Genomic DNA, 19,296 nt, shown 5'->3' on the forward strand with positions numbered 1-19,296 from the left:
TTTCCAGGAGACATCGTGAACGACTTCCCCGGCAGCGGCCTCTACGCCCGGCCGCGCGCCGAATACACCGGCCCCTCGGCCGAGTCCCGCTACGTGATCCCGCGCTTCGTCGAGCGCACCTCCCAGGGCGTGCGCGAGTACGACCCGTACGCGAAGCTGTTCGAGGAGCGCGTGATCTTCCTCGGCGTCCAGATCGACGACGCCTCGGCCAACGACGTCATGGCGCAGCTGCTGTGCCTGGAGTCGATGGACCCCGACCGGGACATCTCGGTCTACATCAACAGCCCCGGCGGTTCCTTCACGGCGCTCACGGCCATCTACGACACGATGCAGTTCGTGAAGCCCGACATCCAGACGGTGTGCATGGGCCAGGCGGCCTCCGCCGCCGCGATCCTGCTGGCGGCCGGCACGCCGGGCAAGCGCATGGCGCTGCCCAACGCGCGCGTGCTGATCCACCAGCCCTACAGCGAGACCGGCCGCGGCCAGGTCTCCGACCTGGAGATCGCCGCCAACGAGATCCTCCGGATGCGTTCGCAGCTGGAGGAGATGCTGGCCAAGCACTCCACCACCCCGGTCGAGAAGATCCGCGAGGACATCGAGCGCGACAAGATCCTCACGGCCGAGGAGGCGCTGTCCTACGGGCTGATCGACCAGATCATCTCGACCCGCAAGATGAACAACGCCTCCGTCCGCTGACGCGGGCGCCGGGCCGCCCGGCGCCCTTTGGCACGGTCACGTCGAAGTGAACCGTGCCAAGGGGGGCCCGGACGGGGGGCCCGGCAAGGTACCGTCGACATAAGGCAGCACCAGGAGCCGCTGGACCGTACGCGTCCAGTCGTCTCCCAGGCGAAGGGGAAGCACACCGTGGCACGCATCGGTGACGGCGGCGATCTGCTCAAGTGCTCGTTCTGCGGCAAGAGCCAGAAGCAGGTCAAGAAGCTCATCGCAGGGCCCGGTGTGTACATCTGCGACGAGTGCATCGACCTCTGCAACGAGATCATCGAGGAAGAACTCGCGGAGACCAGCGAGGTGCGCTGGGAGGAACTGCCCAAGCCGCGCGAGATCTACGAGTTCCTCGACGGCTACGTGGTGGGCCAGGAGGCGGCCAAGAAGGCCCTGTCCGTGGCCGTCTACAACCACTACAAGCGCGTCCAGGCCGGCGAGAACGGCGGCGGCCAGGGCCGTGAGGACGCCATCGAGCTGGCCAAGTCGAACATCCTGCTGCTCGGCCCCACGGGCTCCGGCAAGACCCTGCTGGCCCAGACCCTGGCCCGGATGCTGAACGTGCCGTTCGCCATCGCCGACGCCACCGCGCTGACCGAGGCCGGCTACGTGGGCGAGGACGTCGAGAACATCCTGCTGAAGCTGATCCAGGCGGCCGACTACGACGTCAAGAAGGCCGAGACCGGGATCATCTACATCGACGAGATCGACAAGGTCGCCCGCAAGAGCGAGAACCCGTCGATCACCCGCGACGTCTCCGGCGAGGGCGTGCAGCAGGCGCTGCTGAAGATCCTGGAGGGCACCACGGCCTCGGTGCCGCCGCAGGGCGGCCGCAAGCACCCGCACCAGGAGTTCATCCAGATCGACACAACGAACGTCCTGTTCATCGTGGGCGGCGCCTTCTCCGGTCTGGAGAAGATCATCGAGGGCCGCGCCGGCGCCAAGGGCATCGGCTTCGGCGCGACGATCCGCTCCAAGCGGGAGCTGGAGGCCAAGGACCAGTTCGAGGACGTCATGCCCGAGGACCTGGTCAAGTTCGGCATGATCCCCGAGTTCATCGGCCGCCTCCCGGTGATCACCAGCGTGCACAACCTGGACCGCGAGGCCCTGCTGAAGATCCTGGTCGAGCCGCGCAACGCCCTGATGAAGCAGTACCAGCGCCTGTTCGAACTCGACGGCGTGGAGCTGGACTTCGAGCGCGAGGCCCTGGAGGCCATCGCCGACCAGGCCATCCTCCGCCAGACCGGCGCCCGCGGTCTGCGCGCCATCATGGAGGAGGTCCTGATGTCGGTGATGTACGAGGTGCCGTCCCGCAAGGACGTCGCCCGCGTCGTCATCACCGCCGACGTCGTCCACTCCAACGTCAACCCCACCCTGATCCCGCGCGACGCCCGCGGCCGGGGCCCGGGGGAGCAGAAGACGGCGTAGCCGCCCGCACACGGCGAAGGGGCCCCGGTCGCACGACCGGGGCCCCTTCCGTGTACACCGCGGGGCGTCAGGCCTTGACGCGGACGTCCGCGCGCAGCTTGGCGGTGAGATCGGCGGCGTTCTCCAGGGTGATGCTCTTGCCGGTCGCCATCTGGGCCACGTCCATCGCCAGGACGTAGGCGACCGTGCTGTGGTCCGCCCAGACGCACATGGGCATGGTCATCTCCTTCGGCGCGCCGGCCGCGGCCTCCTTGTTGGTTATCTTGGCGTTCTGGCACTTCATGACGCCGTGGTCGAAGCCGGCCGGCGACATCTTCTGCGGGCTGCCCTCCAGCTCGCCCTTGCTCTCGCCGTCCTTGTCCTTCGCGGCTTCGCTCTTGAGGTAGGCGAACATCGCGTCGACGACCTTCTCCGGGTCGTCGACGGTGCCGTAGACGCCGCTGAAGCTGAGCATCTTCGCCGTCAGGCCCTCACCGGCCTCGTAGCCCGCGCTGACGTCCTTGGGGTTCTTCACGCCCCACGCCTCGGCGTCCTTGAGGTCGTCCTTGGACATGCCCTCGGAGTCGTCCGCGTCGTCGCTCTTCTTGTACTCGCCGCCGAGCACCGTCGCCGGGGTGATCAGCTTGTGCGGCCCGTCGTCGGCCACCGAGCCGCCGCCGCCGCTGCCGCCGCCGATCACGAGGTACGCGCCGACCGCGATCGCCGCCACGACCGCCACCGCGCCGATGATCAGAGCCGTCTTCTTCTTGCCGCCGGACGGCGCCGGGGGCTGCGGCACCTGGCCGTAGGGCGGCTGCTGGCCGTAGGGCGGCTGCTGCGGCGGGACGCCCTGCGGGGGCTGCTGCGGGTAGCCGTAACCGGGCTGGGCCGGAGGGGCCTGCTGCGGGTAGCCGTAGCCCGGCTGCGGCGGAGGGGCCTGCTGGGGGTAGCCGTAGCCGGGCTGCGCGGGCGGCGCCTGCGGCGGCTGCTGGCCGTAGGGGCCCGGCTGACCGTACGGTCCGGGCTGCTGGGGCTGCCCGCCGTACGGGCCCGGCTGGTTGTAGCTCATTACTGGGTTCCCCTCCAGATGCTTATGTGTTCCTGACATCCTGGCGCAGAGTCACCGGCCCCACGGCATCGGGGTGCGCACCGTTACACAACAAATGCGGTTCGGGACAGCGGCGTGACGCCTCTAAACTGAGCGCGTGACCGAGAACGCTCAGCAGCAGCCACCAGCGCCCGACACCGAACTGCCGACCCAGTACGCGCCGGCCGACGTAGAGGGGCCGCTGTACGAGCGCTGGGTGGAGCGGGGTTACTTCGAGGCGGACGCGAAGAGCGACAAGCCGCCGTTCACCGTCGTCATCCCGCCGCCGAACGTCACGGGCTCGCTCCACCTGGGCCACGCCTTCGAGCACACGCTCATCGACGCCCTCACCCGCCGCAAGCGCATGCAGGGCCACGAGACGCTGTGGCAGCCCGGCATGGACCACGCCGGCATCGCCACCCAGAACGTCGTCGAGCGCGAGCTGGCCAAGGAGGGCAAGTCCCGCCATGACCTGGGCCGCGAGGCCTTCGTGGACCGCGTCTGGCAGTGGAAGGCCGAGTCCGGCGGCCAGATCAGCGGCCAGATGCGCCGCCTCGGCGACGGCGTCGCCTGGTCGCGTGAGCGCTTCACCATGGACGAGGGCCTCTCCCAGGCCGTCCAGACCATCTTCAAGCGCCTCTACGACGACGAGCTGATCTACCGCGCCGAGCGCATCATCAACTGGTGCCCGCGCTGCCTCACCGCGATCTCCGACATCGAGGTGGAGTACCAGGACGACGACGGCGAGCTGGTCTCCATGACGTACGGCGAGGGGGACGACACCATCGTCGTCGCCACCACCCGTGCGGAGACGATGCTCGGCGACACCGCCGTCGCCGTCCACCCCGACGACGAGCGCTACCGGCACCTGGTCGGCAAGCTCATCAAGCTGCCGCTGACCGACCGCTCCATCCCGGTCGTCGCGGACGAGCACGTCGACCCGGAGTTCGGCACCGGCGCCGTCAAGGTGACGCCCGCCCACGACCCGAACGACTTCGAGATCGGCCAGCGCCACGACCTGCCGTCCATCGCCGTGATGGACGAGCACGCCGTCATCACCGCCCACGGCCCCTTCCAGGGACTGGACCGCCTGGAGGCCCGCTCCGCCATCGTCGCCGCGCTGCGCGCCGAGGGCCGGATCGTCGCCGAGAAGCGCCCCTACGTCCACTCCGTGGGCCACTGCTCGCGCTGCAAGACCACCATCGAGCCGCGCCTGTCCATGCAGTGGTGGGTCAAGGTCGGCCCGCTCGCCGAGGCGGCCGGCGACGCGGTCCGCGAGGGCAAGGTCAAGATCCATCCGCAGGAGATGGAGAAGCGCTACTTCGACTGGGTCGACAACCTCCACGACTGGTGCATCTCGCGCCAGCTGTGGTGGGGCCACCGCATCCCCGTCTGGTACGGCCCCGACGGCGAGGTCGTCTGCGTCGGACCCGACGACGAGGCGCCCACCGGCGAGGGCTGGCACCAGGACACCGACGTCCTGGACACCTGGTTCTCCTCCGGCCTGTGGCCCTTCTCCACGCTGGGCTGGCCCGAGCGGACCGAGTCGCTCGCGAAGTTCTACCCGAACTCCGTCCTGGTCACCGGCTACGACATCCTCTTCTTCTGGGTTGCCCGGATGATGATGTTCGGCCTGTACGCGATGGACGGCACTCCGCCGTTCCACACCATCGCCCTGCACGGCATGGTCCGCGACCAGTTCGGCAAGAAGATGTCGAAGTCCTTCGGCAACGCGGTCAACCCGCTGGACTGGATGGACAAGTACGGCTCCGACGCGCTCCGCTTCACCCTGGCGCGCGGCGCCAACCCGGGCGTCGACGTCCCGATCGGCGAGGACTGGGTCCAGGGCTCGCGCAACTTCGCCAACAAGATCTGGAACGCCACCCGCTTCGCGCTGATGAACGGCGCGACGGTGGACGGCCCGCTGCCCGAGCGGTCCGCGATGTCGGCGACGGACCGCTGGATCCTGTCCCGCCTCAACTCCGTCGTCGCCGAAGTCGACGCGTACTACGACGACTTCCAGTTCGCCAAGCTGTCGGACACGCTGTTCCACTTCGCGTGGGACGAGGTCTTCGACTGGTACGTGGAGCTGTCCAAGACGGTCTTCATGGCGGGCGGCGCGCCGGCCGAGGTCAGCAAGCGGGTCCTGGGCGAGGTCCTGGACGTCACGCTGCGGCTGCTGCACCCGGTCGTCCCGTTCGTCACCGAGACGCTGTGGACCACCCTCACGGGCGGCGAGTCGGTCGTGATCGCCCAGTGGCCCGCCGACAGCGGCTTCCGCGACGCGGACGCCGAGCGCGAGATCGAGACGCTCCAGTCCGTCATCACCGAGGTCCGCCGCTTCCGCGCCGACCAGGGCCTCCAGCCGGGCCAGCGGGTCCCCGCCCGCCTGTCCCTGGACGGTACGGCGCTGGCGGTGCACGAGGCGGCCATCCGGCAGCTGCTGCGGCTCCAGCCGGAGGGCGAGTCCTTCACCGCGACGGCCACCCTGCCGGTCGCCGGCGCCGAGGTCGCCCTCGACCTGTCCGGCACGATCGACGTGGCGGCGGAGCGCAAGCGGCTGGCGAAGGACCTGGCGGCCGCCGAGAAGGAGAAGGCGCAGGCGAACGGGAAGCTCGGCAACGAGGCGTTCCTGGCGAAGGCGCCCGATCAGGTGGTCGAGAAGATCCGTACGCGGCTGGCCAAGGCCGAGGAGGACATCGCGCGGCTCACCGCGCAACTGGAGCGGCTGCCCCAGGCGTAACGGCGGTACGAGGCCCCGGAGTCTTCGAGACTCCGGGGCCTCGTCGGTTCGGGGGTGCTTCGGGGGCGTGTTCCGCTGCGGGTCCGTCGTGGCCGAGCGCGCAGTTCCCCGCGCCCCTATGGGGCGCGTCCTCGCGCGGGCGGTCACCGGCCCCGTAAGGGGCGCGGGGAACTGCGCGACCGGCCACAACGGACCCGCACCCGGGCACGGCGCCCGACCCGCCACGAGCCGACCCCCGACCGCCGCCGCGCCCCGCGCCCCCGCTCCGTAGACTGAACCCGTGAGCGACCTTCCGTACGAGAACGACCGGCCCGGCTCCGCCGACGGTTTCGACGACTTCGACGAGATCATCGACGCCGAGACCACCCGCGACCCCGATCTCGCGGTGATCGAGGCCGGCAGCCGCACCCTGCGCACCCAGGGCGGCCCGCCGCAGGCGGACGTGCCGGGCCGGCCGGAGGACCCCGAGGTTGACCGGGCGCTGCGCGAGGTCGAGGCCGAGCTGGGCACCCGCTGGGGCGAGACCAAGCTGGAGCCCTCGGTCGCCCGGATCGCCGCCCTGATGGACGTGCTCGGCGAGCCGCAGCGCTCGTACCCGTCGATCCACATCACCGGCACCAACGGCAAGACCTCCACCGCCCGCATGATCGAGGCGCTGCTCGGCGCCTTCGAGCTGCGCACCGGCCGCTACACCTCCCCGCACGTGCAGTCGATCACCGAGCGGATCAGCCTGGACGGCGCGCCGATCTCCGCCGAGCGCTTCATCGAGACGTACCAGGACGTCAAGCCGTACGTGGAGATGGTCGACGCGGCCCAGGAGTACCGGCTGTCCTTCTTCGAGGTGCTGACCGGCATGGCGTACGCCGCCTTCGCCGACGCGCCGGTGGACGTCGCGGTCGTCGAGGTGGGCATGGGCGGCAGCTGGGACGCCACCAACGTGATCGACGGCGACGTCGCCGTGGTCACCCCCATCGGGCTCGACCACACCGACCGGCTCGGCTCCACCACGGGCGAGATCGCCGGCGAGAAGGCCGGCATCATCAAGCGGGACGCCACCGTGATCATGGCGCAGCAGCCGGTGGACGCCGCTCAGGTACTGCTGAAGAAGGCCGTCGAGGAAGGCGCCACGGTGGCCCGCGAGGGCCTGGAGTTCGGCGTCGTGGCCCGGCAGGTGGCCGTCGGCGGCCAGCTGCTCACCCTGCGCGGCCTGGGCGGCGAGTACCCCGAGGTGTACCTGCCGCTGCACGGCGCCCACCAGGCGCACAACGCGGCCGTGGCGCTCGCCGCGGTGGAGGCGTTCTTCGGCGTCGGCGCGCAGCGCGCCGAGCAGCTGGACGGCGAGAGCGTGCGCAAGGCGTTCGCGTCGGTGACCTCGCCGGGCCGGATGGAGGTCGTGCGGCGTTCGCCGACCGTCGTGCTGGACGCGGCGCACAACCCGGCCGGCGCGCAGGTCACCGCCGAGGCCGTGCGGGAGGCGTTCGACTTCAGCCGGCTGATCGGCGTGGTCGGCGCCAGCGCCGACAAGAACGTGCGCGGGCTGCTGGAGGCGTTCGAGCCGATCTTCGCGGAGGTCGTGGTCACCCAGAACTCCAGCCACCGCGCGATGGCCGCCGACGAGCTGGCCGCGATCGCGGTCGAGGTGTTCGGCGAGGACCGGGTCCAGGTGGAGCCGCGGCTGCCGGACGCCCTGGAGGCCGCGATCACGCTGGCCGAGGAGGAGGGCGAGTTCGCCGGCGGCGGCGTCCTGGTCACCGGCTCCGTCATCACCGTCGGTGAGGCCCGACTGCTCCTGGGAAGGGGCTGACTTCTCGTGCGTACGCTCTGTTCCTCGACCCTGCTCGGCGAGTTCTTCGTCATCGGCTTCGCCGCGCTGGTCGCGATGAAGGACCCGGACCTGTCCATGGGGACCGTGTGGACGGTCAGCGGCATCGCCATGGTGCTGTGCGTGCTGCTGTGCGGCATGGTGACCCGGCCCGGCGGCGTCGTCCTCGGCTGGGCGCTGCAGATCGCGCTGATCGCCTCCGGCTTCGTGGTGCCGGTGATGTGGTTCCTGGGCGCGGTGTTCGCCGCGCTGTGGTGGGCGTCCGTGCACTTCGGCCGGAAGATCGACGAGGCCAAGGCGAGATTCGCGGCACAGGCGGCCCAGCCGGGCGCCTCCTGACCTGACCCTGCGTGACCAGGGGCCTTGACTCTGCGTGACCAGGTCCCTGTAACCTCGTCCCACCGCACGTCTGTACCGCAGTGAAGGAGTCCCTCGTGACCCAGCGCACCCTCGTCCTGCTCAAGCCCGACGCCGTCCGTCGTGGCCTGACCGGCGAGATCATCGGCCGTATCGAGCGCAAGGCCGGCTGGCAGATCACCGCGCTGGAACTGCGGACCCTGGACCAGGACACGCTGGAGCAGCACTACGGCGAGCACAAGGGCAAGCCGTTCTACGAGCCGCTGGTGGAGTTCATGTCCTCCGGTCCGGTGGTCGCCCTGATCGTCGAGGGCGAGCGGGTCATCGAGGGCGTACGGGCGCTGGCCGGCCCCACCGACCCGATCGCCGCCGCGCCGGGCTCCATCCGGGGCGACTTCGGGGTGATCGTCCGGGAGAACCTGATCCACGCCTCCGACTCCGAGGAGTCCGCCGAGCGCGAGGTGAAGATCTTCTTCCCCGGCCGGTCCTGAGCCGCGGGGCGCACCCGCCCCGAGGTTGCTTTCTGACGTATCGTCAGCTCATTCGCCTGTCTGACCTGGGCGGTCGCGTCGAACCGGCCGCCCTTTCGGCATAGCCGGTGCCGATCGGGGGAACGCGTGCCCCCGATGGACCGTCTCCACAGGCGAGGCGGTACGCCATCTGCTGACAATGGCGAAGACCCTCGCGCAGTGTTCGTGCAGGCGCGTCTACGATGGAAGCCTTCACGTCACAGCACCCACCTCGCCGTTACCTGAAACGCCCTCAAAAGCTCCCAGGGAAGGCCAGACGAATCCTGATGGGGAACTCAATGTCGTTCATCGGCCGTGACATGGCTGTCGACCTCGGGACCGCCAACACGCTGGTGTACGTCAGGGGTCGCGGGATCGTACTCAACGAGCCGTCCGTCGTCGCGATCAACACGAACACCGGTGGCATCCTCGCGGTCGGCGCCGAGGCGAAGAAGATGATCGGACGCACCCCCGGCAACATCGTGGCCGTGCGTCCGCTCAAGGACGGCGTCATCGCGGACTTCGAGATCACCGAGCGGATGCTCCGCTACTTCATCCTGAAGATCCACAAGCGGCGCTACCTGGCCCGGCCGCGGGTCGTGGTCTGCGTGCCCTCCGGCATCACCGGCGTCGAGCGCCGCGCCGTCATCGAGGCGTCCTCGCAGGCCGGCGCGCGCCAGGTGCACATCATCGAGGAGCCCATGGCCGCGGCCATCGGCTCCGGCCTGCCGGTCCACGAGGCCACCGGCAACATGGTGGTGGACATCGGCGGCGGCACCACGGAGGTCGCGGTCATCTCGCTCGGCGGCATCGTCACGGCCCAGTCCATCCGGGTGGCCGGCGACGAGCTGGACAACGCGATCATCCAGCACGTCAAGAAGGAATACAGCCTTCTGCTGGGCGAGCGGACGGCCGAACAGATCAAGATCACGATCGGCTCGGCGTACGAACTCGAGGCCGACGAGCACACCGAGATCCGCGGCCGCGACCTGGTCTCCGGGCTGCCCAAGACCGTCGTCATCTCGGCCGCCGAGGTCCGCAAGGCCATCGAGGAGCCGGTCAACGCGATCGTCGACGCGGTCAAGACGACCCTGGACAAGTGCCCGCCGGAGCTGTCCGGCGACATCATGGACCGCGGCATCGTCCTGACCGGCGGCGGCGCGCTGCTGCGCGGTCTGGACGAGCGGCTGCGCCGGGAGACCGGCATGCCGATCCACATCGCCGAGGACCCGCTGGACAGCGTGGCGCTCGGTTCCGGCAAGTGCGTCGAGGAGTTCGAGGCGCTCCAGCAGGTCCTGGACGCCCAGCCCCGCCGATGAGACAACTTTTCGATTCCGCCGTACGAGATGATCTTCTCTCGTGCGGCGGATCGTTGATATAGAGGCATTAGCTCCCACAATGGGGCCCCTTGGGTTCGCGCTTCGCCATGTCGCGCACCGGGGGCCACCCGATTCCGACGAGGAAGGGCACGGCCGCCGCACGTGAGGGACACGAAAGAGAGCCGGCTGCTCCTGGTGCTGCTGATCGCCGTCGCGTTCGCGCTGATCACAGTGGACATCCGGGGCGGGGAGAACTCCCCGGTGGACGGTGCCCGGCGAGCCGCCGCCACCGTCTTCGGCCCGATCGAGAACGGCGTGTCGGGCGCGGTGAACCCGGTCGGCAACGCGGTCTCCGCCGTCCGCGACTCCGGCGAGCGCCACGACCGGCTCGCCGCGCTGGAGAAGGAGAACGCCGCCCTCAAGGCCAAGCTCGGCAGCGACGCCCGCAACCGCAGCCGCCTCGCCCAGCTGGACCGGATGCTGAAGCTGGCCGGCGAGGGCCAGTACGGCATCAAGGGCGCCCAGGTCATCGCCATAGGAGCCGCGCAGGGCTTCTCCTGGACCGTCACCATCGACGCCGGCTCCGACGACGGCATCCAGCGCGACATGACCGTCCTGAACGCCGACGGCCTGGTCGGCCGGGTCACCACCGTCGGCCCCGACTCCGCCACCGTGCTGCTGGCCAACGACCCCGACTTCACCGTCGGCGCCCGGATGGAGGGCAGCGACGAACTCGGCTTCGCGGCCGGCCAGGGCGACCGCCCGCTGCGCGTCCAACTCCTCAACGGCAAGGCGCAGGTGAAGAAGGGCGACCGGTTCGTCACCTTCGGCTCGCAGTCCGACAAGCCCTTCGTGCCCGGCGTCCCGGTCGGCGTCGTCTCCCGCGTGGACCCCTCCGGCGGCGACCTGACCCGCACCGTCTACGTCACGCCCTACGTCGGCTTCACCAAGCTCGACGTCGTCGGCGTCGTCGTCCAGTCCCCCAAGAAGGACCCGCGCGACGCGGTCCTGCCGCCCAAGCCCAAGCCCACCCCGACGCCCACGGTGACCGTCACGGTCACGCCCAGTCCGACCGGCGGCGCCGACGCCCGCGGCCGGGAAGAGGACGCCCGCGGCCGGGGCGGCGAGCCGTCCACCGACGACGACCAGCTTCAGTAGGAGCGAGAAGTCCCCATGCGCCTCAACCGGATTCTGCTCTCCACCGTGCTGGTCGTCGTCGCCCTGGTCGTCCAGGTGAGCGTCCTGGCCCGGCTGCACCTGCCCGGCGCGGTCCCCGACCTGCTGCTGCTCACCGTCCTCGGCCTCGCCATGGTCTACGGCCACCTCGGCGGCGCCCTGGTCGGCTTCGGCGCCGGACTGCTCGCCGACCTCGCCCCGCCGGCCGACCACGCCGCCGGCCGCTACGCGCTCGTGCTGTGCGTCATCGGCTACTGCGCCGGGCTCATCAAGCCCGAGACCGGCCAGGTGAAGTCGGCCGCCGGACCGATGGCCGTGGTGGTCGCCGCCGCCCTCGGCTCCACCCTGCTGTACGCCGGCGTCGGCGCCCTCGTCGGCGACACCGCCGCCCGCCACGTCGGCCTGCCCGGCCTGCTGATCAGCGCCGCCGTCTACGACCTGCTGCTCGCCCCGTTCGTGGTCCCCGGCATCATGGCGCTGGCGCGGCGCGCCGACAACGACCCGCTCGCCGAGACCGGCTCGGCCGCCAAGCAGAAGACCGACATCGCCTCGGGCTGGCTGTCGGCCGGCACCGGGCTGCGCATCGGCGGCCAGCGCGGCGCGCTGGGCGGTCTGAAGTCCAAGACCCGCGCGCGCACCACCCGCGTCGGCCGCATCAAGGGGGTCAAGCGGCTGTGAGCCCCGCCCAGTTCACCCGAACGGGGAAGTTCCGGCGGAACGCGCGCCCCTCGGCCGCACGTTCACCATTCGTACGCGCGCACACGTCCGCACACTGAGAGGGGGAGGCCGCACCAGTGACCAACATCCCCGAGACCGGCCGGACCCCACGGGTCCAGACCCGGCTCGTCGTCATCCAGATCCTCGTCCTCTCCCTGCTCGGCACGCTCGGCGGCCGGCTGTGGTACCTCCAGATCCGCGAGGGCGCCCAGTACCAGAAGGAGGCGTCCGGCAACCACGTCCAGCAGGTCGTCCAGCCCGCCGTGCGCGGCGGGATCCTGGACGCGCGCGGCGTGCCGCTCGCCGACAACGAGACCCGCCTGGTGGTCTCCGCCTCCCGCACCGACCTGCTCAAGCAGAAGGACGACGGCAAGGCGGTCCTGGCCAAGCTGGCCGGCGTCCTCGGCATGGACCCGCAGGAGGTCGCCCAGAAGGTCCGGCTGTGCGACGCCCAGACCCCCCAGCCCTGCTGGAACGGCTCGCCCTACCAGCCCATCCCGATCACCGACGAGGCCACCGCCAAGCAGGCCCTGCAGATCCGGGAGCGGGCCGAGGACTTCCCCGGCATCACCGCCGAGCCCGAGGCCGTGCGCCGCTACGCCGCCCCCGGCAAGTCCAACACCGCCCAGGTCCTCGGCTATCTCTCGCCGGTCACCGACGACGAGATCCAGAAGGCCAAGAACACCTCCTCGCCCTATCTGCGCTCCGACATGGTCGGCCGCTCCGGCCTGGAACGCCAGTACGACGCGCAGCTGCGCGGCAAGGCCGGCGTCACCCGCTACGAGGTCGACAACCTCGGCCGCGTCATCGGCAAGGCCAAGGCCGACGCCGCCCAGCCCGGCGCCAACCTGGTCACCAGCATCGACGCCCGGGTGCAGCGGGTCGCCGAGTACGAGCTGGACAAGGCGATGAAGGCCGCCCGTCAGCAGTACGACAAGATCACCGGCACCAACTACAAGGCGGACTCCGGCGCCGTCGTCGTCATGGAGGCCAAGACCGGCCGGGTCGTCGCCATGGCGTCCGCGCCGACCTACGACCCGAACGTCTGGGTCGGCGGCATCTCCGCCAAGGACTACAAGTCCCTCACCGGCAAGAACTCCGACTACCCGCTGCTGAACCGCGCCATACAGGGTCAGTCCGCGCCCGGTTCGACCTTCAAGGTGGTCTCCACCGCCGCCGCCGTCGAGGCCGGCTACGACTTCAACGGCAACTACCCCTGCACCAGCTCGTACTCCGTCGGCAACCAGGTCTTCAAGAACTTCGAGGGCGAGAACTTCGGCCCCATCTCCCTCGGCCGCGCCCTGGAGGTCTCCTGCGACACCGTCTTCTACGGCCTCGCGGACAGCGAGTGGAAGAAGGACGGCGGCATCAACCCGAAGAAGGGCAAGCCGAAGGACTACTTCTTCAAGGCCGCCCACCAGTTCGGCCTCGGCCAGGAGACCGGCCTCGACCTGCCCAACGAGGTCACCGGCCGCGTCCCCGACCGCCAGTGGAAGCAGCGCTACTGGGAGGCCAACAAGGACGCCTGGTGCAAGACCGGCAAGAAGAACGGCAGTTACGTCGAGAAGATCGCCTACGAGAACTGCCTCGAAGGCAACAAGATGCGTGAGGGCGACGCGATCAACTACTCCATCGGCCAGGGCGACACGCTCGTCACGCCGATCCAGGAGGCCATGATCTACGGCGCCATCTCCAACGGCGGCACCCTCTACACGCCCACCATCGGCAAGGCCGTCGTCAGCGCCGACGGCAAGCAGGTCACCGAGATCAAGCCCAAGGTCCGCGGCAAGCTGCCCATCACCAAGGCCACCCGCGATATGATGGACCAGGCCCTGGCCGGCGTGGCCACCCGAGGCACCGCCGCCTGGAAGTTCGCCGGCTGGCCGCAGGACAGGATCCCGCTGCACGCCAAGACCGGCACCGCCGAGGTCTACGGCAAGCAGACCACGTCCTGGCTGGCCACCTACAGCAAGGACTACTCGGTCATCATGACCATCTCCCAGGCCGGTACGGGCTCGGGCGCCTCCGGTGAGGCCGTGCGCAACATCTACAGCTCGCTGTACGGCGTCCAGGCCAACGGCTCCATCGACAACAAGAAGGCCCTGCTGCCCACGCCGCAGAAGAGCCTGCCGAAGATCCAGACCGACGGCACCATCGCCGCCCCGAAGATCTCCGGCGACCCGGCCAAGGACCAGGAGGCCATCGCCAAGCAGGTGGCCGAGCAAGGCGGCACCACCGCCCCCGACGACGACCAGCAGACGGCGGGCACCACCAACACGCCCCCGACGGGCAACCGGGACACCCGCCGGCGCCGCAGGGGGAGGACGACCGCATGACCGGCGCCAACAGCTTCTCCGTCTCCGGGTACGGCCCCGACCGGGCCGGCTGGACCCGGCTCTTCGCCCGTGACTCGGTCACCCGCCGGCTCGACTGGCCGATGCTCCTGTCCGCGCTCGCCCTGTCCGGGATCGGCTCCGCCCTGATCTACTCGGCCACCCGCAACCGCACCGAGATCAACCAGGGCGACCCGTACTACTTCCTGATCCGCAACCTGATGAACACCGGCATCGGGCTCGCCCTGATGATCGGCACCGTCTGGCTCGGCCACCGCGCCCTGCGCAACGCCGTGCCGATCCTCTACGGCGCCTCGGTGCTCGGCATCCTGCTGGTGCTCACCCCGCTCGGCGCCACCATCAACGGCAGCCGCAACTGGATCGTGCTCGGCGGCGGATTCTCCATCCAGCCCTCGGAGTTCGTGAAGATCACGATCATCCTGGGGATGGCGATGATGCTGTCCGCCCGCGTGGACGCCGGCGACAAGCCGTACCCCGACCACCGCACGGTGCTCCAGGCGCTCGGGCTGTCCGCCGTGCCCATCCTGATCGTGCTGCTCATGCCCGACCTCGGCACGGTCCTCGTCCTGGTCGCCATCATCCTGGGCGCGCTGCTCGCCTCCGGCGCCTCCAACCGCTGGGTCTTCGGCCTGCTCGGCGCGGGCGTGCTCGGCTGCGTCGCCATCTGGCAGCTGCACATCCTGGACGAGTACCAGATCAACCGCTTCGCGGCCTTCGCCAACCCGAGCCTCGACCCGTCCGGCGTCGGCTACAACACCAACCAGGCCCGCATCGCCATCGGCTCCGGCGGGCTGACCGGCGCGGGCCTCTTCCACGGCTCGCAGACCACCGGCCAGTTCGTCCCCGAACAGCAGACCGACTTCGTCTTCACGGTCGCGGGGGAGGAACTGGGCTTCGCCGGCGCCGGACTGATCATCGTCCTGCTCGGCGTCATCCTGTGGCGCGCCTGCCGCATCGCCCGCGAGACCACCGAGCTGTACGGCACGGTGGTGGCCGCCTCGATCGTCGCCTGGTTCGCCTTCCAGGCCTTCGAGAACATCGGCATGACGCTCGGCATCATGCCGGTCACCGGTCTGCCGCTGCCGTTCGTCTCCTACGGCGGCTCGTCCATGTTCGTGGTCTGGGTGGCGGTCGGCCTGCTCCAGTCCATCCGGGTCCAGCGGCCCATGTCGGCGTAGCACCGCACCGGCGGGCGTCCGGCCGTACGGCCCGGGCGCCCGTCCGGGTTACGCTTGATGGTCACCCTCCCCCCAGCCTCCGGCCGGGGGCGCCACCAGTCAGCTCACGAAGGTAATCCCCGCGATGTCTGTCGAGTCGGTCTTCCCACAGCTAGAGGCCCTGCTCCCGCATGTGCAGAAGCCGATCCAGTACGTAGGCGGTGAGCTGAACTCCACCGTCAAGCCGTGGGACGACTGTGACGTCCGCTGGGCGCTCATGTACCCGGACGCGTACGAGGTCGGCCTGCCCAACCAGGGCGTCATGATCCTCTACGAGGTACTGAACGAGCAGGACGGCGTCTTGGCCGAGCGCACCTACAGCGTGTGGCCCGACCTGGAGGCGCTGATGCGGGAGCACCGCGTCCCGCAGTTCACGGTGGACAGCCACCGCCCGGTGAAGGCGTTCGACGTGTTCGGCCTGTCCTTCTCCACCGAGCTGGGCTACACCAACATGCTCACCGCCCTGGACCTGGCCGGCATCCCGCTGGAGTCCAAGGACCGCACGGTCGACGACCCGATCGTCCTCGCCGGCGGCCACGCGGCCTTCAACCCGGAGCCGATCGCCGACTTCATCGACGCGGCCGTGATCGGCGACGGCGAGCAGGCCGTCCTCGACATGACCCGCATCATCCGGGAGTGGAAGGCCGAGGGACGCCCCGGCGGCCGCGAGGAGGTCCTGCTCCGCCTGGCGAAGACCGGCGCGGTCTACATCCCCGCCTTCTACGACGTCGAGTACCTGCCCGACGGCCGGATCGCCCGTGTGGTCCCCAACCGCTCCGGCGTGCCGTGGCGCGTCTCCAAGCACACCGTGATGGACCTGGACGAGTGGCCCTACCCCAAGCAGCCGCTGGTCCCGCTGGCCGAGACGGTCCACGAGCGGATGTCGGTGGAGATCTTCCGCGGCTGCACCCGCGGCTGCCGCTTCTGCCAGGCCGGCATGATCACCCGCCCGGTGCGCGAGCGCTCCATCACCGGCATCGGCGAGATGGTCGACAAGGGCCTGAAGGCGACCGGCTTCGAGGAGGTCGGCCTGCTCTCGCTGTCCTCCGCGGACCACAGCGAGATCGGCGACATCGCCAAGGGCCTGGCCGATCGCTACACCGAGGACAAGATCGGCCTCTCGCTGCCCTCCACCCGCGTGGACGCCTTCAACGTGGACCTGGCCAACGAGCTGACCCGCAACGGCCGCCGCTCCGGCCTGACCTTCGCCCCCGAGGGCGGCTCCGAGCGGATGCGCAAGGTCATCAACAAGATGGTCTCCGAAGAGGACCTGATCCGCACCGTCGCCACCGCCTACGGCAACGGCTGGCGCCAGGTGAAGCTGTACTTCATGTGCGGCCTGCCCACCGAGACCGACGACGACGTCCTCCAGATCGCCGACATGGCCACCCGCGTGATCGCCAAGGGCCGCGAGGTCTCCGGTGCCAACGACATCCGCTGCACGGTCTCCATCGGCGGTTTCGTCCCCAAGCCGCACACCCCCTTCCAGTGGGCCCCGCAGCTGAGCGCCGAGGAGACCGACGCGCGCCTGCAGAAGCTGCGGGACAAGATCCGCGGCGACAAGAAGTACGGCCGCTCCATCGGCTTCCGCTACCACGACGGCAAGCCCGGCATCGTCGAGGGCCTGCTCTCCCGCGGCGACCGCCGCATCGGCGCCGTCATCCGCGCGGTCTACGAGGACGGCGGCCGCTTCGACGGCTGGCGCGAGCACTTTTCCTACGACCGCTGGATGGCCTGCGCGGACAAGGCGCTGCCCTCCTTCGGCGTCGACGTCGACTGGTACACCACCCGCGAGCGCTCCTACGAGGAGGTCCTGCCCTGGGACCACCTGGACTCGGGCCTGGACAAGGACTGGCTCTGGGAGGACTGGCAGGACGCCCTGGACGAGACCGAGGTCGAGGACTGCCGCTGGACGCCCTGCTTCGACTGCGGCGTCTGCCCCGCGATGGACACCACCATCCAGATCGGCCCCACGGGCAAGAAGCTGCTGCCGCTGACGGTGAAGCAGCCGGCCGGCGCCGGCGGCCACACGCACTGAGCGACCCCCACGAGAACCGCGGCGGGCCGCGCCGACACCGAGGTGACGGCGCGGCCCGCCGTCGTCGGACGGGGGCGCTGTCCACCGGTGCGGCCCGAGGGCGACCTCCCGCGGTGCGGACGCGTACCCTGGAGGGCAGGACCGGGCGTGAGGTTTCCCCGCCGATGTGGGGGTGATCCGGACTGGACGGCGCTGGGAGAGCGCCGGCCCGAGCGCTTCCCGCCCACGCGGGGGTGGCGCCGCGGTCCGTCCGCCTTACTACGAGGAGAAGTTCCCCTGGGCAAGCGACAGCCCGAAGGCCCGCCGCCCGCACCCGCGGTGCAGCGCATCCGACTGCGTTACACCAAGCGCGGCCGCCTCCGGTTCACCAGCCATCGTGACTTCCAGCGCGCCTTCGAGCGTGCGCTGCGCCGCGCCGAGGTGCCGATGGCGTACTCGGCGGGGTTCACACCGCACCCGAAGGTCTCCTACGCCAATGCCGCACCCACCGGCACGGGCAGTGAGGCGGAGTACCTGGAGATCGCGCTCACCGCGCCCCGCGACCCGGAGCGGCTGCGCGACCTGCTCGACGAGTCGCTGCCCGCCGGGCTCGACATCGTCGACGCGGTCGAGGCCCGCACCTCGGGACTGGCCGACCGGCTGACCGCTTCCGTGTGGGAGCTGCGGCTGGACGGCGTGGACCCGGCCGAGGCCGACCGCGCGGTCGCCGCCTTCACCGGCGCCGAGAGCGTCGAGGTCCAGCGCCAGACCAAGAACGGCGTGCGCACCTTCGACGCCCGTCCCGCGGTCGTACGTCTGGCGAGCGTGGAAACGCTCGATACGGCGGCTGATAGGCCGACCGACCGGCCCTGTGCGATACTGCGGCTGGTTGTTCGGCACGTGACGCCTGCCGTACGACCCGACGACGTCCTGTCCGGTCTCCGCGCCGTGGCCGACCTGGCGCCGCCGGTCCCCGTAGCGGTGACCAGGCTGGCGCAGGGGCTGCTCGATGAAGAGACCGGCTCGGTGACCGACCCGCTCGCACCCGACCGCGAGGCAGACCCGGCCGCCCCGGCCGCTTCACCAGGGGCCGCCGACGCCGCCGCCGCGAAGGCGCCGGCATAGGGAAGGTTCCGTAGGGACGGACGCCGAAGCGCCGCCCTCGTACTCGGGAGCCACCTGGGTCGGGCAGCGCACCCACCAGAAGACTTTCGCCAGGCCGTACGCGACAAGGCGTACGGAACCGGCGAGACAGGACTACAGACAGCTCCCGTGTGGCGCCCGCGCCCCGGACGGCGGCCGTCGCGCAGCGCGCGGCCGCGGACGTCAACGGCGTGCGACCGACACGGTCGTACGCCGTGCCAGGCGCGGCGCCCGGGAGCCCTGACGGGAGATACGCCCGCATGCTCGAACCGACCGAGCCCACCAAGGGTTCCGAAGAACTGAACACTCCCAGCGACACCCTGCCGCCGCGTCGCCGGCGCCGTGCCGCTTCCCGCCCCGCGGGCCCGCCGGCCGGCGGCGCCGCCGAGACACAGGCCGAGGTGACCGCGCCGGCCGTACCGGCCGCCGACTCCGCCGAACTCGCGCAGGAGACGGAGCAGGCCGCCGCGGCGGAGCCCGCGGCCCCGCGCCGCACCCGCCGCCGGGCCTCCGCGCCGACCGGCGCGCCGAAAGCCGCCGAGGCCGAGGCGAGCGCCGAGACCGTGGTGGCGAAGACCGCCGACGCGGCCGCCGCGCCCGCCGTCGACGAGAGCGCCGCCGTATCGGTGGAGTCCGGAGAGCCCGCGGCCCCGCGCCGCACCCGCCGCCGGGCCTCCCGCACTGTGACCGCGCCCGCCGCGGCCG

General features: G+C 70.6%; 14 protein-coding genes and 1 pseudogene. 14 read left to right on the forward strand and 1 reads right to left on the reverse strand.

The features are described 5' to 3' along the window. The first annotated feature begins 15 nt into the window (after positions 1–15). Both ABEB07_RS28930 and clpX read left to right on the forward strand, forming a co-directional pair. Positions 16–696 carry an ATP-dependent Clp protease proteolytic subunit gene (locus tag ABEB07_RS28930; protein ID WP_176148953.1) on the forward strand — a complete coding sequence of 227 codons (681 nt, stop codon included), beginning with the start codon at positions 16–18 and terminating at the stop codon, positions 694–696. Between the two features lie 168 nt (positions 697–864). Beyond that, positions 865–2,151, forward strand: coding sequence for an ATP-dependent Clp protease ATP-binding subunit ClpX (gene clpX / locus ABEB07_RS28935; RefSeq protein WP_164585953.1), 1,287 nt, complete (start codon positions 865–867; stop codon positions 2,149–2,151). 67 nt (positions 2,152–2,218) lie between these two features. Here clpX and ABEB07_RS28940 read toward each other — a convergent pair whose 3' ends face one another. After that, the gene (locus ABEB07_RS28940) at positions 2,219–3,199 is read right to left on the reverse strand and encodes a hypothetical protein (RefSeq protein ID WP_345671043.1); all 981 of its coding nucleotides are present in this window, start codon (positions 3,197–3,199) and stop codon (positions 2,219–2,221) included. A gap of 136 nt (positions 3,200–3,335) precedes the next feature. Here ABEB07_RS28940 and ABEB07_RS28945 point away from each other — a divergent pair, with 136 nt between their 5' ends. From ABEB07_RS28945 to ABEB07_RS29000, 12 genes and pseudogenes are all read left to right on the forward strand, one after another. Next, complete coding sequence (locus ABEB07_RS28945) at positions 3,336–5,960, forward strand: valine--tRNA ligase (RefSeq protein WP_176148951.1); 2,625 nt, start codon at positions 3,336–3,338, stop codon at positions 5,958–5,960. 280 nt (positions 5,961–6,240) lie between these two features. Beyond that, entirely contained in the window at positions 6,241–7,764 is a 1,524-nt protein-coding gene (folC, locus tag ABEB07_RS28950; RefSeq protein ID WP_345671045.1) for a bifunctional tetrahydrofolate synthase/dihydrofolate synthase, read from the forward strand. A 6-nt stretch (positions 7,765–7,770) separates the two neighbouring features. Beyond that, the gene (locus tag ABEB07_RS28955; RefSeq protein WP_164585945.1) at positions 7,771–8,121 is read left to right on the forward strand and encodes a DUF4233 domain-containing protein; all 351 of its coding nucleotides are present in this window, start codon (positions 7,771–7,773) and stop codon (positions 8,119–8,121) included. 95 nt (positions 8,122–8,216) lie between these two features. Next, positions 8,217–8,630, forward strand: coding sequence for a nucleoside-diphosphate kinase (gene ndk, locus ABEB07_RS28960; RefSeq protein ID WP_345671046.1), 414 nt, complete (start codon positions 8,217–8,219; stop codon positions 8,628–8,630). 317 nt (positions 8,631–8,947) lie between these two features. Then, entirely contained in the window at positions 8,948–9,967 is a 1,020-nt protein-coding gene (locus ABEB07_RS28965) for a rod shape-determining protein (protein ID WP_019983803.1), read from the forward strand. 162 nt (positions 9,968–10,129) lie between these two features. Beyond that, positions 10,130–11,125, forward strand: coding sequence for a rod shape-determining protein MreC (gene mreC, locus ABEB07_RS28970; protein ID WP_176148948.1), 996 nt, complete (start codon positions 10,130–10,132; stop codon positions 11,123–11,125). Between the two features lie 15 nt (positions 11,126–11,140). Next, entirely contained in the window at positions 11,141–11,821 is a 681-nt protein-coding gene (gene mreD / locus ABEB07_RS28975; protein WP_345671047.1) for a rod shape-determining protein MreD, read from the forward strand. A gap of 116 nt (positions 11,822–11,937) precedes the next feature. Further along, entirely contained in the window at positions 11,938–14,196 is a 2,259-nt protein-coding gene (gene mrdA, locus ABEB07_RS28980; RefSeq protein ID WP_176148946.1) for a penicillin-binding protein 2, read from the forward strand. Then, positions 14,193–15,392 carry a rod shape-determining protein RodA gene (gene rodA / locus ABEB07_RS28985; RefSeq protein ID WP_164585936.1) on the forward strand — a complete coding sequence of 400 codons (1,200 nt, stop codon included), beginning with the start codon at positions 14,193–14,195 and terminating at the stop codon, positions 15,390–15,392. Before mrdA ends, rodA begins: the two co-directional genes overlap by 4 nt. A gap of 124 nt (positions 15,393–15,516) precedes the next feature. Continuing rightward, a complete protein-coding gene (locus ABEB07_RS28990; protein ID WP_345671049.1) occupies positions 15,517–17,469 on the forward strand; it encodes a TIGR03960 family B12-binding radical SAM protein in 1,953 nt (650 codons plus the stop codon). A 318-nt stretch (positions 17,470–17,787) separates the two neighbouring features. Beyond that, entirely contained in the window at positions 17,788–18,573 is a 786-nt protein-coding gene (locus ABEB07_RS28995) for a TIGR03936 family radical SAM-associated protein (RefSeq protein WP_176148941.1), read from the forward strand. Positions 18,574–18,851: 278 nt separating this feature from the next. Then, positions 18,852–19,296 (forward strand): annotated as a pseudogene (locus ABEB07_RS29000) (Rne/Rng family ribonuclease); the annotation flags it as partial.

This window comes from Streptomyces similanensis (assembly GCF_039543625.1).
In the GTDB taxonomy this organism is placed as follows: Bacteria; Actinomycetota; Actinomycetes; order Streptomycetales; family Streptomycetaceae; genus Streptomyces; species Streptomyces similanensis.

What these genes read in the sequence shown, in the direction of transcription:
- ABEB07_RS28940 (WP_345671043.1), bottom strand. Translation starts at nt 3,199, where the DNA reads ATGAGCTACAACCAGCCGGGCCCGTACGGCGGGCAGCCCCAGCAGCCC.
- ABEB07_RS28965 (WP_019983803.1), top strand. Translation starts at nt 8,948, where the DNA reads ATGTCGTTCATCGGCCGTGACATGGCTGTCGACCTCGGGACCGCCAAC.
- mreD (WP_345671047.1), top strand. Translation starts at nt 11,141, where the DNA reads ATGCGCCTCAACCGGATTCTGCTCTCCACCGTGCTGGTCGTCGTCGCC.
- rodA (WP_164585936.1), top strand. Translation starts at nt 14,193, where the DNA reads ATGACCGGCGCCAACAGCTTCTCCGTCTCCGGGTACGGCCCCGACCGG.
- ABEB07_RS28990 (WP_345671049.1), top strand. Translation starts at nt 15,517, where the DNA reads ATGTCTGTCGAGTCGGTCTTCCCACAGCTAGAGGCCCTGCTCCCGCAT.